The organism is Aeromicrobium massiliense JC14 (assembly GCF_000312105.1).
GTDB lineage: Bacteria > Actinomycetota > Actinomycetes > Propionibacteriales > Nocardioidaceae > Aeromicrobium > Aeromicrobium massiliense.
Genome location: NZ_HE978636.1, coordinates 661,148 through 676,921, shown reverse-complemented (window position 1 = coordinate 676,921; position 15,774 = coordinate 661,148). Strand labels below are relative to the sequence as shown.

Genomic DNA, 15,774 nt, shown 5'->3' with positions numbered 1-15,774 from the left:
GGGAAGGGACAAGCAGTGGCACTCGTGTCGGACGGGCTCGGGCCGGTCGACGACAGACGGCAGCGCGTCGTCGAGAGCGTCGGCATCCTCGACCAGGCGCACCAGGAGCGGCTCGACCGCATCACCCGCATGGCCACGGTCGCGTTCGGGATCCCCATCTCCTCGATCACCATGCTGGACGGCGACTGGGTGCGGTTCCCCTCCGCGATCGGCATGCCGGCTCGCCCCATGCCGCGCGGTGATACCTTCTGCGACCGGTCCGTGCGCCTGGGCGGCAGCATCGTCTCCGAGGACACGCTCGAGGACCCCCGCTTCCGCGACCTGGCGCTGGTGCGGGCCGACCCGCCGTTCCGCTTCTACGCCGCCCATCCGCTGTGCGACCCGTACGGCAACGTCATGGGCACCTTCTGCGTCTACGACCACGAGCCGCGCGAGTTCGGCCCGCGCGACCGGCGGCTGCTGGCCGAGATGGGCGCCTGGGCCGAGGTCGAGGTGCTCGCGCTGGCCGAGATGTCGCGCGCCCACGACGCGCAGGTCTCGATGCTGCCGTCGGCCCCGATCGACCACGGCGACTGGCACGTCGACGGCATCTGCCTGCCCGCCCTCTCGGTCGGCGGCGACTACTTCGACTACGCGCTCGACGACGGGGTCGTCCACTTCGGCCTCGGCGACGTCATGGGCAAGGGCACGGCGGCCGCGCTCATCGGCGCCGGCATGCGCGTGGCGCTGCGGGCGGCGCACCTGGCCGTCGTCCAGGGTGCCGACCTCGGGCTGGTCCTCGGCCGGCTCGAGCAGGGCGCCTCGTCCGACCTGGAGCGCGCCGGCTCCTTCGTGACCCTGTTCGAGGGCGCCCTGGAGCTGTCGACGGGACGGCTGCGCTACGCCGACGCCGGGCTGGGCCTGGCGCTGCTCGTGCGGGCCGACGGCAGCCACGTGCAGCTCACCGGCGAGGACCTGCCGATCGGCGTCATGCCCGGCTCGGGATTCCACCAGCACGAGTGCACCGTCGAGGAGGGCGACCGCATCCTGGTCTTCAGCGACGGCGTGCTCGACCTGCTCGACGACCCGGACGACTGGATGCCGCCGCTCGCGGCCCTGCTCCACAGCGCGGACGACCCGCGCGACGTCCTCGGCCAGATCATGATGCTGGCGATCGACCGCACCCCGGTCGACGACGTGACCGCCCTGGTGGTGTGCCGCCGTCCGGCCGGGGAGGCCGTGTGAGCCCCCGCCTGCTGCTGATCCGGGTCATCGTCGTCCTCACGGCGATCCTCGGCGTCAACTACGTGCTGTGGCGCTGGCTGGAGTCGGTGCACTGGTCGGCCTGGTGGATCGCCGTGCCGCTCGTCGTGGCCGAGACCTACAGCCTTGTCGACTCGCTGCTGTTCGGCCTGACCATGTGGCGGCTCAAGGAGCGCGGCGAGCCGCCGGCGCCGCCCGAGGACGCGACCGTCGACGTCTTCATCACCACCTACAACGAGCCGATCGATCTCGTCATGCGCACCGCGCGGGCCGCGCAGGCCATCACGTATCCGCACACGACGTGGATCCTCGACGACGGCAACCGCGACGAGCTGCGGGCCGTCGCCGAGGCCGAGGGCATCGGGGTCATCAACCGCTCCGGCGACTGGACGCCCGACCGGCCGCGCCACGCCAAGGCGGGCAACCTCAACAACGCGCTGCTGGCGACCGAGGGCGAGTACCTGCTCATCCTGGACGCCGACCAGGTGCCGAGGCCCGAGATCCTCGACCGGACGCTCGGCTGGTTCCGCGACGACCAGATGGCCCTCGTGCAGACGCCGCAGTGGTTCGAGAACGTGCCGGACGACGACCCGCTCGGCAGCCAGGCCCCGCTGTTCTACGGGCCCATCCAGCAGGGCAAGGACGGCTGGAACGCCGCGTTCTTCTGCGGCTCCAACGCGGTCATCCGGCGCGAGGCGCTCATGATGCTCGGCGTCACGCGCTACGCCGGCGAGGTCGAGATCGGCGTGCACCGGGCGCTGCGCACCGCGCGGCGCGTCCTCGCCCGGGCCCGCAAGGAGCTCGGTCCCGACGACGAGACGGCCCGCCGGGCGCTCGACCTGGTCGGCTACGAGATCGGCCGGGCCCGCCGCGAGATCGCTCGCGGCATCGCGCTGGCCGACGTCACCTACCGGTTCCAGCGGCGCATGGACGACGTGCGCCGCATCCTCGTCGACGCCGACCTGCAGGCGCTGCAGGCCGATCTGGCCGAGATCGCCGCGATGGAGCGGCAGGCCGACGCCCAGCCCGGCACCGGCCTGGCCACGATCGACGAGACGACGCTGGAGCACATGGCCTCGCGCGACTGGTCGCCGCTCGGCGCGGTCGAGACCGTGTCCGCCCTGGTCTCGGCCGTCGACGTCGATCGCGGCGAGGAGGCCCAGCCGGTCATGCCGCTGGCCACGATCTCGGTCACCGAGGACATGGCGACCTGCATGCGGCTGCACGGCCTGGGCTGGCGCACCGCCTACCACGACGAGGTGCTGGCCCACGGCCTCGCTCCTGAGGACCTGCCGACGATGCTGACCCAGCGGCTGCGCTGGGCGCAGGGCACGATGCAGGTGCTGTTCCGCGAGAACCCGCTGGCCCAGCGCAGGCTGCGGTGGTCGCAGCGGCTCATGTACTTCGCCACGATGTGGTCCTACCTGTCGGGCTTCGCGGCACTGGTCTACCTGGCCGCCCCGATCCTGTACCTGGCCGTCGGCGTCCTGCCCGTCCAGGCGTACGGCCCGGACTTCTTCATCCGGCTCGTCCCGTTCCTGGTCGTCAACCAGCTGCTGTTCCTCGTGGTGGCGGCCGGACGTCCGACGTGGCGCGGGCAGCAGTACTCCCTCGCGCTCTTCCCGACCTGGATCAAGGCGTTCACCTCGGCGTTCGGCAACGTGTTCCTGCGTCGCGACCTGGACTTCGCCGTGACCCCCAAGACCCGCCCGGCCAGCACCGGTCCGGCCTGGCACCTGGTGCGGCCCCAGCTGTGGGCCATGGCCGCGCTCGCCGCGGCCGCCGTCATCGGCGCCGTCCGCTACGCCGTAGGCCAGGCCACGCTCGTCGGCTGGTCGCTCAACACCCTCTGGGTGATCTTCGACCTGGCCATCTTCAGCATCATCATCCGCGCGGCTCGCTACCGAGGGTTCGAGCCCGACCACGAGGAGGACCATGACCGACTTTGACGTGAGGACCGATGCCCGGGGCATCGGTGTCGTGACACCGAAGGGCCGGTTGAACATGGTCTCGGCCAAGCAGCTGCGCACCGCGGTGTCCGAGCTGGTGGACGCCGGCACCACCAAGGTGGTCGTCGACCTGGCCGAGACCACGTTCCTGGACTCGTCGGGGCTCGGCGCCCTGGTCGCGGGCCTGAAGTCGGCCCGCCAGGCCGGCGGGGACCTGCGGATCGCCCGGCCCACCCAGCAGGTCGTCACCGTCCTGGGCCTCACCAACATGGACAAGGTCCTGCGCCCGCGGGAGTCGGTGGACGGAGCCTTCGATGGCTGAGCCGGTGCGCCTCACCCTTGCCACCGGTGCCGACGAGACCGCGGTCGACCAGACCCAGGACCTGCTCCAGACGCTGTGGGAGCAGGCCCCGGACGTCGGCGACCTCGACCGCATCCGGCTGGAGACCGCCGTCGCCGAGGTCATCGGCAACATCGCCAAGCACACCCGCCGGCTCGACCCGCCGGGCTCGGACAGCCGGCGCGTCCACGTGACGGTGTGGTGCAGCGACGAGGAGGTGGGGGCCGAGTTCGTCGACAACGGGCTGCCGGTGGCCATCGACCTCAGCGACGTGACGATGCCCGACCCCGACCTGGACGCCGAGTCCGGCCGCGGGCTCGCGCTGGCGCTCGCCGCGGTCGACCAGCTCGACTACGAGCGGCTGTCGGGGCGCAACCACTGGCGGCTGAGCTGCCGTCGGGGCGGCGCGTGACGGATCGTTCCCCCGCGACCGTCCGCCTGCTCCTCACCGCCGTCCTCGGCCTGCTGCTGACCCTGGTCGGCGGCCCGGCCCAGGCGGCGCCGGAAGGCCCCGACGAGGGCCGCGCCTGGTTCGGGCCGAACCTGGACTGGGAGAAGCAGACCGCCACCGGCTACGCCGAGCGCCTGGGCGCCACGCCGTCGCTGTACGCCCAGCGGGTGCACTACCCGCTGACCGACGACGACGTCACCTACCTGGACCAGTTCGTCCAGCAGGCGACCTCGCAGGGCGCCGTGGCCGTCGTCGAGCTGCAGCCCCAGGTCCTGCTCGACCAGCTGTCCGAGCAGGACGCGCAGCGTCTCGCCGGCCGGCTGGACGCGCTCGAGCGCGAGCGCGACGCCGACGTCCTGGTGCGCTTCGCGCCGGAGATGAACGCCAGCTGGGTCACCTGGGGCCAGTCGCCGGCCGACTACCGGCGCGCGTTCCGCGTCGTCGCCGACGCGGTGCACGCCGAGGCCCCGAACGCGGCGATGGTCTGGTCGCCGGCCTACGGCGCCGGGTACCCGTACGGCACGGCGTACGGGGCGCTGGAGACCGTCGACCCCGAGCGCTCGGCGGCGCTGGACACCGACGACGACGGCGACGTCACCGAGGCCGACGACCCCTACGGGCCGTACTACCCCGGCGACGCGGCGGTCGACTGGGTCGGGCTGTCGCTCTACCACTTCGGCGAGGTGCAGGACTTCGGCGAGAACGTCCGCCCCGACGACGGCGACTTCGCGGCCCGGCTGGACGAGCAGGCCGGCTACGGCGACGAGCGCCGCCGGCGCGCGTTCTACGAGCGGTTCGCCGAGGGTCGCGACCAGCCGATGCTGGTCGAGACCGGTGCGCTGTTCAACACCGAGTCCCGGGGCGGCGACGACGAGCTCGACGTCAAGCGGACGTGGTGGCGCCAGGTGCTCGCCGAGCTGCCGTCGCACCCGCGCATCGCCGGCGTCACCTGGCTCGAGCTGCGCCGGCAGGAGGCCGAGGCCGACGGCGACGTGGTCGACTGGCGGGCCGTCCACCGCGACGAGCTGGCCGACGACCTGCGGGCCGACCTCGAGGACTCGAGCGTCGAGCTCGGGCCGGTGACCCGCGTCCTGGACCAGGAGACCGGCAACGAGGCCAGCCAGCAGGGTTGGCAGCCCGACGACGTCAGCGCCGAGATGGGCTGGATCGTCCTGTGCGTCGTGCTGCTCGCCGTCGCCTACCTGTTCTCCGGGCTCGCCGGCCGCTACCTCCGCTCGTGGCGATACCCGGACGAGGACGACCCGCGCGACCGCCGGCTCGACCTGTTCCGCGGCTGGATCATCCTGGCCGTCGTCATCACCCACATCGAGGTCAGCGGGCCGTACTCGTACGTGACGCTCAACGCGATCGGCGCCATCACCGGCGCGGAGATGTTCGTGCTTCTGTCCGGCGTCGTGCTGGGCATGATCTACGCGCCCACGGTGAAGCGGTTCGGGGAGTGGGCCACCGCGGTCACGATGTGGCGCCGGGCGCGCAAGCAGTACCTGGTCGCGCTGGCGGTCGTGATGATCGTCTACCTGCTCAGCCTGCTGCCGTTCGTCGACGCGTCCGTCATCACCACGTTCACCGACCGCGGCACGGGTGCCGAGGGCGAGGGCGCGTCGGGCACCGTCTACGACCTGTACGCCAACGCGCCGCGGCTGTTCGACTACCCGCCGCCCTGGTACGCGGTGAAGCAGCTGCTCCTGCTGCAGATCGGCCCGTGGGTCTTCAACATCATGGGTCTGTTCGTCGTCCTGAGCCTGCTGCTGCCGGTCATCATGTGGTTCGTCCGGCGGGGCCTGTGGTGGCTGGTCCTGGCGGTGAGCTGGGGGCTGTACCTGCTCGACGCGGCCTACGGCGTCCGCGTGCTGCCCTCGCAGTTCCAGGACGTCTTCCCGCTGCTGACCTGGCAGCTGCCGTTCGTGCACGGGCTCGTGCTGGGCCACTACCGGCGGCCGATCCAGCGGGCGCTCACCACCCGCCTGGGCAAGGTCCTCGTCGGCGTGGTCGTCGTCGGGTACGCCGCGGCGCTGGGCTACCTGTGGCTGTGCCACCGCTTCGAGGTGCGGCCCGACCTGCTGCCGGCGAACGCGTACGGCTACCTGTACGACCACGCGTACATCCGGGTGTTCCTGCAGTGGGGCCGGCTGCTCGACCTCGCGGTCATGGTCGTGGTCGCGTACGCCTTCCTCACGACCTGCTGGAAGCCGGTGAACGCGGCCATCGGCTGGCTGTGGATCCCGCTCGGCCAGGCCAGCCTGTACGTGTTCATCGTCCACGTGTTCTTCGTGCTGGCCGTGGGCAACATCCCCGGCCTGGACCGCATGAGCATCTGGCAGGGCGCGCTCGTGCACACGGCGGTCATCCTGACCATCTGGGTCATGGTCAAGAAGCGGTTCCTGTTCTCGGTCATCCCACGCTGAGCCGTCGGGCACCCCGGTCGGCGCGGACGCCCTAGGCTCGTCGCGTCCCGCGCCGATCGGAGGGTGCATGCGCGACAGCCGTCCGTACGTCGCCGGGCTGGTGGCCGCCCTGGTGGGCTTCACCAGCTCGTTCGCCGTCGTCCTCGCCGGGCTCGTCGCGGTCGGCGCATCCACCGACCAGGCCGCGTCCGGCCTGCTGGCGCTGTGCGTCGTCCAGGGCCTGGGCATGCTCGTCCTGGCCCTGCGCCACCGCCAGCCGCTGACCCTCGCCTGGTCGACCCCCGGCGCCGCGCTGCTCGCTTCGACCGGACAGGTCGACGGCGGCTGGGCCGCCGCGGTCGGCGGCTTCGGCGTCTGCGGCCTGCTCGTCCTGCTCACCGCGCTGTGGCCGGCGCTCGGCGGGCTCGTCGCACGGGTGCCGGTGCCGGTCGCGCAGGCGATGCTCGCCGGCGTGGTCCTGCCGCTGTGCCTGGCCCCGGTGCGGTCGCTCGAGCAGGACGCCTGGCCGGTCGTGCCCGTGCTGGCCGCCTGGCTCGTGCTCGTCCTGGCGTCTCCCCGCTGGGCGGCACCGGGTGCGCTCGTCGCCGCCCTGGTCGTGGCCGTGGCCTCCGGGCCCGACGCGGCCCTGGTCGTGGCCCCCGACCTGGCCTGGACGACCCCCGTGCTCACCGTCGGCGGCGTCGTCGGGGTGGCCCTGCCGCTGTTCGTGGTGACCATGGCGTCGCAGAACGTCCCCGGCGTGGCGGTCATGCGGGCCCACGGCTACGACGTCCCGTGGCGGCCCGCGATGCTGACCACCGGGCTGGGCACCGTGGCGGCCGCGCCGTTCGGCGGGCACGCGGTGAACCTGGCCGCCATCAGCGCCGCGCTCGCCGCCGGCACCGACGCCGGACCCGACCCCTCGCGCCGCTGGCGCGCCGCGCTCTCGGCCGGCGGCGCCTACCTCGTGCTGGCCGTCGTGTCGGCCTCCCTGGTCGCCCTCGTGACGTCCGCGCCGGCCGGTGTCGTGCAGGCCGCGGCCGGGCTGGCGCTCGTCCCGGTGCTGGGCTCGGCCCTCGCGGCGGCGACGTCCGACCCGGCCTCGCGCGAGGCCGCCGTGGTCACGTTCGTGGTGGCCGCGTCGGGCACCGCGCTCGCCGGTGTCGGGGCCGCGTTCTGGTCCCTGGTGGCCGGGGTGGCCGTCCACCTGCTGGTCCGCGCACGGACGCTTCGAGAGGCGCGCCGCGCCCAGCCGTCGCACGATGGAGGTCCACCCACCGACACCTAGGAGTGGTACGAGTGAAGAAGATCACCCTGCTGGCCTCGGCCGGCGTCGGCTACGTGCTGGGCACCCGCGCGGGCCGCGAGCGCTACGAGCAGATCAAGAGCCAGGCGGACAAGATCTGGCGCAAGCCCCAGGTCCAGTCGGCCGTCGACGACGCGACGACGTACGCCAAGAGCACCGCCAGCGACCTGGGCAGCAAGGCCACCGACGCGGCCAGCCAGGCCAAGGACGCCGCGAGCAGCAAGCTCTCCGGCTCGTCGGACTCCGGCTCGGGCTCCACCCCGTCCGGCTCGGCCGGCAGCCCGTCGTCGACCCACGGCGACCCGGTCGACCCCCAGCAGCCGTGACCGGCGCGCCGCAGGACCGCTCGACCGGTGAGCTGCTCAGCGCGCTGAGCGAGCAGGTCTCGACCCTCGTGAGGGACGAGATGCGCCTGGCGAGGGCGGAGATGAGCGAGGCCGGCAAGCGCTACGGGATCGGCGCCGGCATGTTCGGTGGCGCCGGGCTCGTCGCGCTCTACGGGCTCGGCGTGCTCATCGCCGCCGCGGTCCTGGGGCTGGCGGCCGCGCTGGACGCGTGGCTCGCCGCGCTGATCGTCGCCGTCGTCCTGTTCGCCGTCGCCGGCGTGCTGGCCCTGGTCGGCAAGAAGAACGTCGACAAGGCACCGAGCTTCCCGGGCAACCGGGTCGAGAGCGTCAAGGCCGACGTCGAGGCCGCGAAGGAGCGTCATGTCTGAGACCAGCCGCATCGAGCACGAGATCGAGCAGACCCGGGCCGACCTGGCCGCCACGGTCGACGCGCTGACCGCCAAGGTCGAGGCCACCGAGCAGCGGCTCAAGGCGCCGCTCGTCGTCCTCGCCGGCCTCGCCGCCGGCGCGGTCGTCGGCCTCGTGGTGCAGCACCTGCGCCGCTAGACCACCCACCTCGGCGGGCCCCGCACCTTCGGGTGCGGGGCCCGCCTGCGTCTGCTTGCGGCCCTCCGTCCGACCCGGGCGGGGGGCCGCAGTCTTGCCCGGTTCTCGTTGACCGCGGTGGATGCCCACTCGACGGTGGAGGAGCCGCCTGACCCTGCCCCGGCCGAGCCGGACGGCGACCGTCAGGCCCACCGGCGGACGTCCACCCCGGCGGCGGGCTCCAGCAGACAAGGAGCACTCCCGTGCACTCGACACCCATCCCCCGCGCCCGCTCCGCGCGCGCGTCCACCGCCCTCGTGGCGGTGCTCGCGCTCGTGGCGGGCTTCCTGTCGGTCGTCGCCACCGCGACGACCGCCCGCGCTGCCGGCACCGCCGTCGTCAGCCTGACCTTCGACGACGGAAACATCGACCAGAAGGTCGCGGCGTCCCTCCTGGACGCGCGCGACCAGGTCGGCACGTTCTACGTCAACTCCGGCACGATCGACGACGCCGGCTTCATGACCAAGGCCGACCTGCTGGCGCTGCAGGCGTCCGGGCACGAGGTCGGCGGCCACACCGTCACCCACCCGGACCTGGCGACCCTGCCCGCAGGAGAGGTGAAGCGCGAGGTCTGCCAGGACCGCTCGACGCTCAAGAGCTGGGGCTTGAAGGTCCGCAGCTTCGCCTACCCCTTCGCCTCCATGTCGTCCTCGGTGAAGCAGACGGTCAAGGACTGCGGCTACAACAGCGCGCGCAACCTCGGCGACATCGAGTCGCGCTTCGGCTGCGCCGGTTGTGCCAAGGCCGAGACCATGCCGCCGGCCGACCCGTTCGAGACCAAGGCGCTCGACCAGTTCGACGACACCTGGACTCTCGACGACCTCAAGGCGGGCGTCACGAACGCCGAGGGCGCGAGCGGCGGCTGGGTGCAGTACACCTTCCACCGCGTGTGCGAGAGCGGCTGCGGGGAGCTCAGCATCACCCCGACGGTGCTGGCGCAGTTCCTGGACTGGCTGAAGGCGCGTGGCACCGTGACCAAGACCGTCGGCGACGTGATCGGCGGGGACGACAAGCCGGCCGTCGACGGCGGCACGTCCACCCCGAACCCCGACTCGAGCGGGCTCACCAACCCCGGCTTCGAGACCCTCGTCGAGGGCGGCAAGCCGGTCTGCTGGCAGACCAACGGCTGGGGCAGCAACACCGCCGCGTTCGACGTGGTCAGCCCGGGCCGAACGGGCAACCGGGCCGGCCGGGTCACGATGACGGCCTACACCGACGGCGACGCCAAGTGGACGCCCGCACTCGACCTGGGCAGCTGCGCGCCCGAGGCGGTCAAGGGTGCCCAGTACGTCCTGCGGGGCTGGTACAAGTCCACCACCGCGACCCAGTACGAGGTCTACCTGCGCAACAGCGCCGGCAGCTGGAGCTACTGGGCCTCGAGCCCGTCGTTCCCGGCCAGCACGGGCTGGTCCTCGGCCTCGTTCACCACGCCGGCCATCCCCGACGACACGACCGGCATCAGCTTCGGCCTCAACATCGGAGCGGTCGGCGAGCTCGTGGTCGACGACTTCTCGATCACCTCGACCAAGCCGCTGAGCACTGCCAGCGCGACGCCCGCGACCCCGGACGGAGCCGCCGGCTGGTACCGCACCGCTCCCAAGGTGACGGTGTCGACCAGCACGAACAACGCGGTGCGCGAGTACGCGTTGAACGGCGGAGCGTGGCGCACCTACAACGCCCCGGTGACCATCGCCGAGGGCACGTCCACCTTCGCCCACCGGGCCCGCACCTTCTTCACCGCGGGCGACGCCACGACGATGACGTTCAAGGTCGACACGGTGCGGCCGACGGTCAGCGGGACGTTCGACGCCGCGACCCGCAAGGTCACCGTCAACGGCCTGGACGCCACGTCCGGCGTCGCGAGCCGGGAGTACAAGGTCGACGCCGGCGCCTGGACGCCGTACACCGCGGCGGTGGCGCTCGACGGCGCCGCCCACTCGGTGACGATGCGGGCGACCGACACCGCCGGCAACGTCTCGGAGGAGAAGACGCTCGCCGTGCCGAAGGCACCGGTCGTCACCTCGGCGACGGTGGCTCCGGCGGCGGCCGACGGCACGGGCGGCTGGTACCGGTCCGCGCCGAAGGTGACGCTCTCGGTGGAGTCGGGCGCGCCCGGCACCGTGGCCGAGCACCGCATCGGTGACGGGCCGTGGACCGGCTACACCGCGCCCTTCACCGTCCCTGACGGCGACGTGACCGTGCAGTACCGCGGCCGCGACGCGTCCGAGACGGAGGCGGCCCACACCCTGGCGCTGAAGGTCGACACGGTGAAGCCGACGATCACCCCGCAGTGGGACGAGGAGGCCCGCACGATGGCGGCGACCGCGACCGACGGCACCTCGGGCCTGCAGGGCCTGGAGTACCGACTGGGCGACGGGGCCTGGACCTCGTACACCGGTCCGGTGGCGGTGGGCGCGAAGGCGACCAGCGTGGGCTTCCGGGCGACCGACAGGGCCGGCAACGTGACCACCGAGACGGTCCCGGTCGGCAAGATCGCGCTGCAGAGCAGGGCGTCGCTGGACCCGAAGGACCCCGACGGGGCCGCGGGCTGGTACGTCAAGGCACCGAAGCTGGTGCTGGAGGTCGTCCGCGGTGACGACGACGCCCGGCTGGAGTACTCCCTGGACGGCACCACGTGGAAGCCGTACACCGAGCCCGTGACCGTCCCCGAGGGACGCACGAAGGTCGACTACCGCAGCGTGGACGACGGTGCGACGGAGGCGACCCGGTCGCTCGACGTCAAGGTCGACACCGAGGTCCCGCAGGCCAGGGCCACGTGGGACGCGGCGACCCGCACGGTGCGGGCCACGGCGACCGACGCGACCTCGGGCGTGGCGTCGATCGAGTACCGCCTCGGCACCGATGCCTGGAAGGCCTACACCGGGCCGGTCCAGGTCGGTGCGGACGCCGGCACCGTCCAGGTGCGGGCCACCGACGCCGCCGGCAACGTGTCGGCACCCCAGTCGGTGCAGGCACCGGTGAAGGTCGGGGCCGCACGCATCACGGTGCGGCTCGCCGACTCCTCGGTCCGCTACGGGACCCGGGTGTCGGGCGTGGTCATGGTCGCCTCCGACCGCGGCGCGTCGACCGGCTCGGTCGACCTGCTGGTCGACGGACGGCGGGCCACCCGGGTGACGCTGCGCGGCGGCCGGGCGACCTTCTCGGTCCGCACCGACGGGCTGCGGGTCGGGCGCCACACGCTCACCGCGCGCTACGGGGGCGACCGGGTCACCTCGGCCGGCGAGAAGCGACTGTCGATGAGCGTGGCGAAGGCACGGGCGAAGGTGCAGCTGTCGCTGAGCCCCCGCACCGTGCAGGACGGATCCCGGTTCACCGCCCGCGTGCGGCTGAGCGTCCCCGGGACGTCGGTCCGGCCGACCGGCACCGTCCGGCTCACCGTCGGTGGCCGCACCGTGACGGTGCGGGTCACCGAGCGTGACCGCGGCCGGGTCTCGATCCGGCTGCGCGCCCCGCGCCGTGAGGGCTCCGTCAGCGTGACGGCGTCCTACCGCGGCTCGTCGACGGTCGGGAAGGCGACCGACCGGGAGCGCCTGCGGGTGCGCTGAGCCCGCGCGCGACGGCCCGTGCCCCTCGGGGTGCGGGCCGTCGTGCTGCCCCTCCCGACGGCCGTGGACGCAGAAGGACCGCCGGTCGACGACCGGCGGTCCTGCTCGGTGGAGCCGAGGGGACTCGAACCCCTAACCCCCTGCATGCAAGGCAGGTACGCTACCAATTGCGCCACGGCCCCGTGGCGGTCCGGCTCAGATGGAGTCGGTCCCCTGCGCCCACGCGTCGGTGCTGCTCGCCTTGCGGCGACGGGCCCAGAACACCAGGCCGCCGACGGCCAGGACCGCGAGAATCTTCTTCATGGGGTCCTCCTGGAGGGGTGGGAATGGTGGGCCTAGCTGGACTTGAACCAGCGACCTCTTCCTTATCAGGGAAGCGCTCTAACCAAGCTGAGCTATAGGCCCGTACCGACGAGAAACACTACCTCACGCACCTCACGGCTCCCACAACGGGGGTGGGGTGGTGCTCCCGTCGTGCCTCAGGCGTCCTCGGCCAGCGTGACCGTGATGCCACCGAGCAGCTGCGCGGCGAGGTTGTACAGGTGCGCCGCGATGGCCGCGACGGCGGTGGAGATCAGGACGTTGATCGCCGAGATCACCAGGGTCAGACCGACCAGCCGGCCGAAGCCGAGGTAGTCCTTGATGTCGAACGAGCCGCTGTCGTCGCTCAGGACGGCGGTGACGGTCGAGTTGACCTGGTCCCACACGCCGGCGACCGACAGGACCGACCACAGCACGGTCATGGCCACGACGGCCACGATCATGAGCGCGACCGACAGGGTGAAGACCGTCTTGACGACCGACCACGGGTCCAGCCGCACCAGGCGCAGCCGCGCCTCGCGGCCCTTGCCCGGCGAGGCGGACGTGCTCGGCGCCGTGGCGGCGGCGGACGCCCGGGCCGAACCGGTCGAGCGGTCGCTCGGCTCGTCGCGGACGACCGGGATGACCGCGGTCTCGTCGGCGCGTGCGGGGCCCGAGCGCGGCCGCGACACGGCGGTCACGTCCTGGCGGCCGAGCCCGCGGCTCGCCTTCTGGTCGCTCATGCGTCATCCCCCTGGGGCTCGGTGCTGGTCTCGTCGCCCTCAATGGCGGCCTCGACGGCGCTCTCGGTGTTGCGGGCGATGGTCACGACTCGGTCGTCGCCCTTGAAGGTGACGAACTTGACCCCCATGGTGCCACGCCCGGTCGACTTGACGCCCGACACGAGGCTGCGCGTCACCTGGCCGCGCTCGGTGACCGAGATGACGTCGTCGCTGTCGACCAGCACCAGGCCGCCCACGAGGACGCCACGGCCCTCGCTGATCTGCATGGCCTTGATGCCCAGACCGCCGCGGCCCTGCAGGCGGTACTCGCGCACCGGGGTCTTCTTGGCGAAGCCACCGTCGGTGACGGTGAAGACGTACAGCTCGGGCTTGTCCTCGGCCTCCTCGTCGCCCGCGCGGATGACCGAGAGCGAGAGCAGCTCGTCGCCGTCGCGGAACTTCATGCCGGTGACGCCGGACGTCGCGCGGCCCATCGGGCGCAGCTGCTCGTCGTCGGCGCGGAAGCGGATGGCCTGGGCCTTGCGCGAGATGAGCAGGATGTCGTCGTCGGGTCCGACCACGTCGGCGCCGATCAGCTCGTCGTCCTCGTCGCGGAAGTTGATCGCGATGACGCCGGCCTGGCGCGGGCTGTTGTAGTCGACCAGGCGCGTCTTCTTCACCAGGCCCTTGCGGGTGGCGAGCACCAGGTAGGGCTGCGCGTCGTAGTCGCGGATCGCCAGCACCTGGGCGATCTGCTCGTCGGGCTGGAAGCTCAGCAGCCCGGCGACGTGGCCGCCCTTGGCGTCGCGCCCGGCCTCGGGCAGGTGGTACGCCTTGGCCCGGTAGACCCGGCCGGCGGTGGTGAAGAACAGGATCCAGTGGTGGCTGGTCGTGGGGAACATGTGCTCCACGACGTCGTCGCCGCGCAGCGCCGCGCCACGCACCCCCTTGCCGCCGCGGTTCTGCAGCCGGTACTGGTCGGTGCGGGTGCGCTTGGCGTAGCCGCCCCTGGTGATGGTGACCACGACGTCCTCGTCGGGGATGAGGTCCTCCATCGACAGGTCGCCGGCGTCGGCGGTGATGATCGTGCGGCGGTCGTCGCCCCACTTGTCGGCGATGTCGGCCAGTTCGTCGCTGACGATCTGCCGCTGCCGCTCGGGCCGGGCCAGGATGTCCTTGAAGTCGGCGATCTGGCGCTCGAGCTCGGCCAGCTGGTCGACGATCTTCTGCCGCTCGAGCGCGGCGAGACGGCGCAGCTGCATGTCCAGGATCGCGTTGGCCTGCAGCTCGTCGATCGAGAGCAGGGCGATCAGGCCACCGCGGGCCTCCTCCACGGTGGGGCTGCGGCGGATGAGCGCGATGACGTCGTCGAGCGCGTCGAGCGCCTTGGCCAGGCCGCGCAGGATGTGGGCCTGCTCCTCGGCCTTGCGCAGCCGGAACTCGGTGCGCCGGCGGATGACCTCGATCTGGTGCCGGATCCAGTGCGTGATGAACGCGTCGAGGGTCAGCGTGCGCGGCACGTCGTCGACGATGGCCAGCATGTTGGCGCTGAAGTTCGTCTGCAGCTCGGTGTGCTTGTAGAGGTTGTTCAGCACGACCCGGGCGACGGCGTCACGGCGCAGCTCGATGACGATGCGGCGGCCGGCGCGGTCGCTGGACTCGTCGCGCAGGTCCGAGATGCCCTGCAGGCGTCCGCTGTTGACCAGGTCGGCGATCTTGCGCATGAGCGCGTCCGGGTTGACCTGGTAGGGCAGCTCGGTGACGACGAGCTGGAGCCGGCCCTTGGCGTCCTCCTCGATGTTCACCACCGCGCGCATCGTGACCGAGCCACGACCGGTGCGGTACATGTCCTCGATGCCGCGGTTGCCGACGATGAGGCCGTGGGTCGGGAAGTCCGGGCCCTTGACCCGCTCGATGAGCGCCTCGAGCAGCTCCTCGCGCCCGGCGTCGGGGTGGGCCAGCGCCCACTGCGCGCCGGCCGCGACCTCGCGCAGGTTGTGCGGCGGGATGTTGGTGGCCATGCCGACCGCGATGCCCGCGCTGCCGTTGACCAGCAGGTTCGGGATGCGCGAGGGCAGGACGGTGGGCTCCTGCGAGCGGCCGTCGTAGTTGGGCTTGAAGTCGACCGTCTCCTGGTCGATGTCGCGCACCATCTCCATGGCGATCGGCGCGAGCTTGCACTCGGTGTACCGCATGGCGGCGGCCGGGTCGTCGCCCGGCGAGCCGAAGTTGCCCTGGCCCAGGATCATCGGCGCGCGCATCACCCACGGCTGGGCCAGGCGCACGAGGGTGTCGTAGATCGCCGTGTCGCCGTGCGGGTGGTACTGACCCATGACGTCACCGACGATGCGGCTGCACTTGGAGAAGCCGCGGTCGGGGCGGTAGCCGCCGTCGTACATCGCGTAGAGCACGCGCCGGTGGACGGGCTTGAGCCCGTCGCGGACGTCGGGCAGCGCGCGGGACACGATCACGCTCATCGCGTAGTCGATGTACGAGCGCCGCATCTCGTCGGTCAGGCCGACGGGCTCGATCCGGTCGCCGCTGGTGGGGGTCTCGGTCAC

General features: G+C 72.4%; 12 protein-coding genes and 2 tRNA genes. 10 read left to right on the top strand and 4 right to left on the bottom strand.

The window, feature by feature from the left end:
* The first annotated feature begins 15 nt into the window (after positions 1–15).
* The 10 genes from HGAM_RS03470 (at position 16) to HGAM_RS17515 (ending at position 12,191) form a co-directional block, all read left to right on the top strand.
* The gene (locus tag HGAM_RS03470; RefSeq protein ID WP_019144079.1) at positions 16–1,224 is read left to right on the top strand and encodes a PP2C family protein-serine/threonine phosphatase; all 1,209 of its coding nucleotides are present in this window, start codon (positions 16–18) and stop codon (positions 1,222–1,224) included.
* Entirely contained in the window at positions 1,221–3,191 is a 1,971-nt protein-coding gene (locus tag HGAM_RS03465) for a glycosyltransferase (RefSeq protein ID WP_245532096.1), read from the top strand. Before HGAM_RS03470 ends, HGAM_RS03465 begins: the two co-directional genes overlap by 4 nt.
* Entirely contained in the window at positions 3,178–3,513 is a 336-nt protein-coding gene (locus HGAM_RS03460; protein WP_020691389.1) for an STAS domain-containing protein, read from the top strand. The genes HGAM_RS03465 and HGAM_RS03460 overlap by 14 nt, the downstream gene beginning before the upstream one ends.
* Positions 3,506–3,943 (top strand): ATP-binding protein, encoded by a 438-nt coding sequence (locus tag HGAM_RS03455; protein WP_019144076.1) that lies wholly within the window; start codon positions 3,506–3,508, stop codon positions 3,941–3,943. Before HGAM_RS03460 ends, HGAM_RS03455 begins: the two co-directional genes overlap by 8 nt.
* Positions 3,940–6,408: an OpgC domain-containing protein gene (gene opgC, locus HGAM_RS03450; protein WP_019144075.1), complete on the top strand. Its 2,469-nt coding sequence runs from the start codon at positions 3,940–3,942 to the stop codon at positions 6,406–6,408. Before HGAM_RS03455 ends, opgC begins: the two co-directional genes overlap by 4 nt.
* Before the next feature lie 67 nt (positions 6,409–6,475).
* On the top strand, positions 6,476–7,675 hold the full coding sequence (locus HGAM_RS17520; RefSeq protein WP_019144074.1) for a benzoate/H(+) symporter BenE family transporter: 1,200 nt from the start codon (positions 6,476–6,478) through the stop codon (positions 7,673–7,675).
* Between the two features lie 11 nt (positions 7,676–7,686).
* A complete protein-coding gene (locus HGAM_RS03440; RefSeq protein ID WP_019144073.1) occupies positions 7,687–8,019 on the top strand; it encodes a YtxH domain-containing protein in 333 nt (110 codons plus the stop codon).
* Positions 8,016–8,408, top strand: a complete 393-nt coding sequence (locus HGAM_RS03435; protein ID WP_019144072.1) for a phage holin family protein — start codon at positions 8,016–8,018, stop codon at positions 8,406–8,408. Before HGAM_RS03440 ends, HGAM_RS03435 begins: the two co-directional genes overlap by 4 nt.
* Positions 8,401–8,586: a DUF3618 domain-containing protein gene (locus tag HGAM_RS03430; protein WP_019144071.1), complete on the top strand. Its 186-nt coding sequence runs from the start codon at positions 8,401–8,403 to the stop codon at positions 8,584–8,586. The genes HGAM_RS03435 and HGAM_RS03430 overlap by 8 nt, the downstream gene beginning before the upstream one ends.
* Positions 8,587–8,828: 242 nt before the next feature.
* Complete coding sequence (locus tag HGAM_RS17515; RefSeq protein ID WP_019144070.1) at positions 8,829–12,191, top strand: OmpL47-type beta-barrel domain-containing protein; 3,363 nt, start codon at positions 8,829–8,831, stop codon at positions 12,189–12,191.
* A gap of 109 nt (positions 12,192–12,300) precedes the next feature.
* Here the strand turns inward: HGAM_RS17515 and HGAM_RS03420 are convergent.
* The 4 genes from HGAM_RS03420 to gyrA form a co-directional block, all read right to left on the bottom strand.
* Positions 12,301–12,373, bottom strand: a tRNA-Ala gene (locus HGAM_RS03420).
* A 145-nt stretch (positions 12,374–12,518) separates the two neighbouring features.
* Positions 12,519–12,596: transfer RNA gene (locus tag HGAM_RS03410), tRNA-Ile, on the bottom strand.
* Between the two features lie 74 nt (positions 12,597–12,670).
* A complete protein-coding gene (locus HGAM_RS17510) occupies positions 12,671–13,234 on the bottom strand; it encodes a DUF3566 domain-containing protein (RefSeq protein ID WP_019144069.1) in 564 nt (187 codons plus the stop codon).
* Positions 13,231–15,774, bottom strand: a complete 2,544-nt coding sequence (gene gyrA, locus HGAM_RS17505; RefSeq protein ID WP_019144068.1) for a DNA gyrase subunit A — start codon at positions 15,772–15,774, stop codon at positions 13,231–13,233. The genes HGAM_RS17510 and gyrA overlap by 4 nt, the downstream gene beginning before the upstream one ends.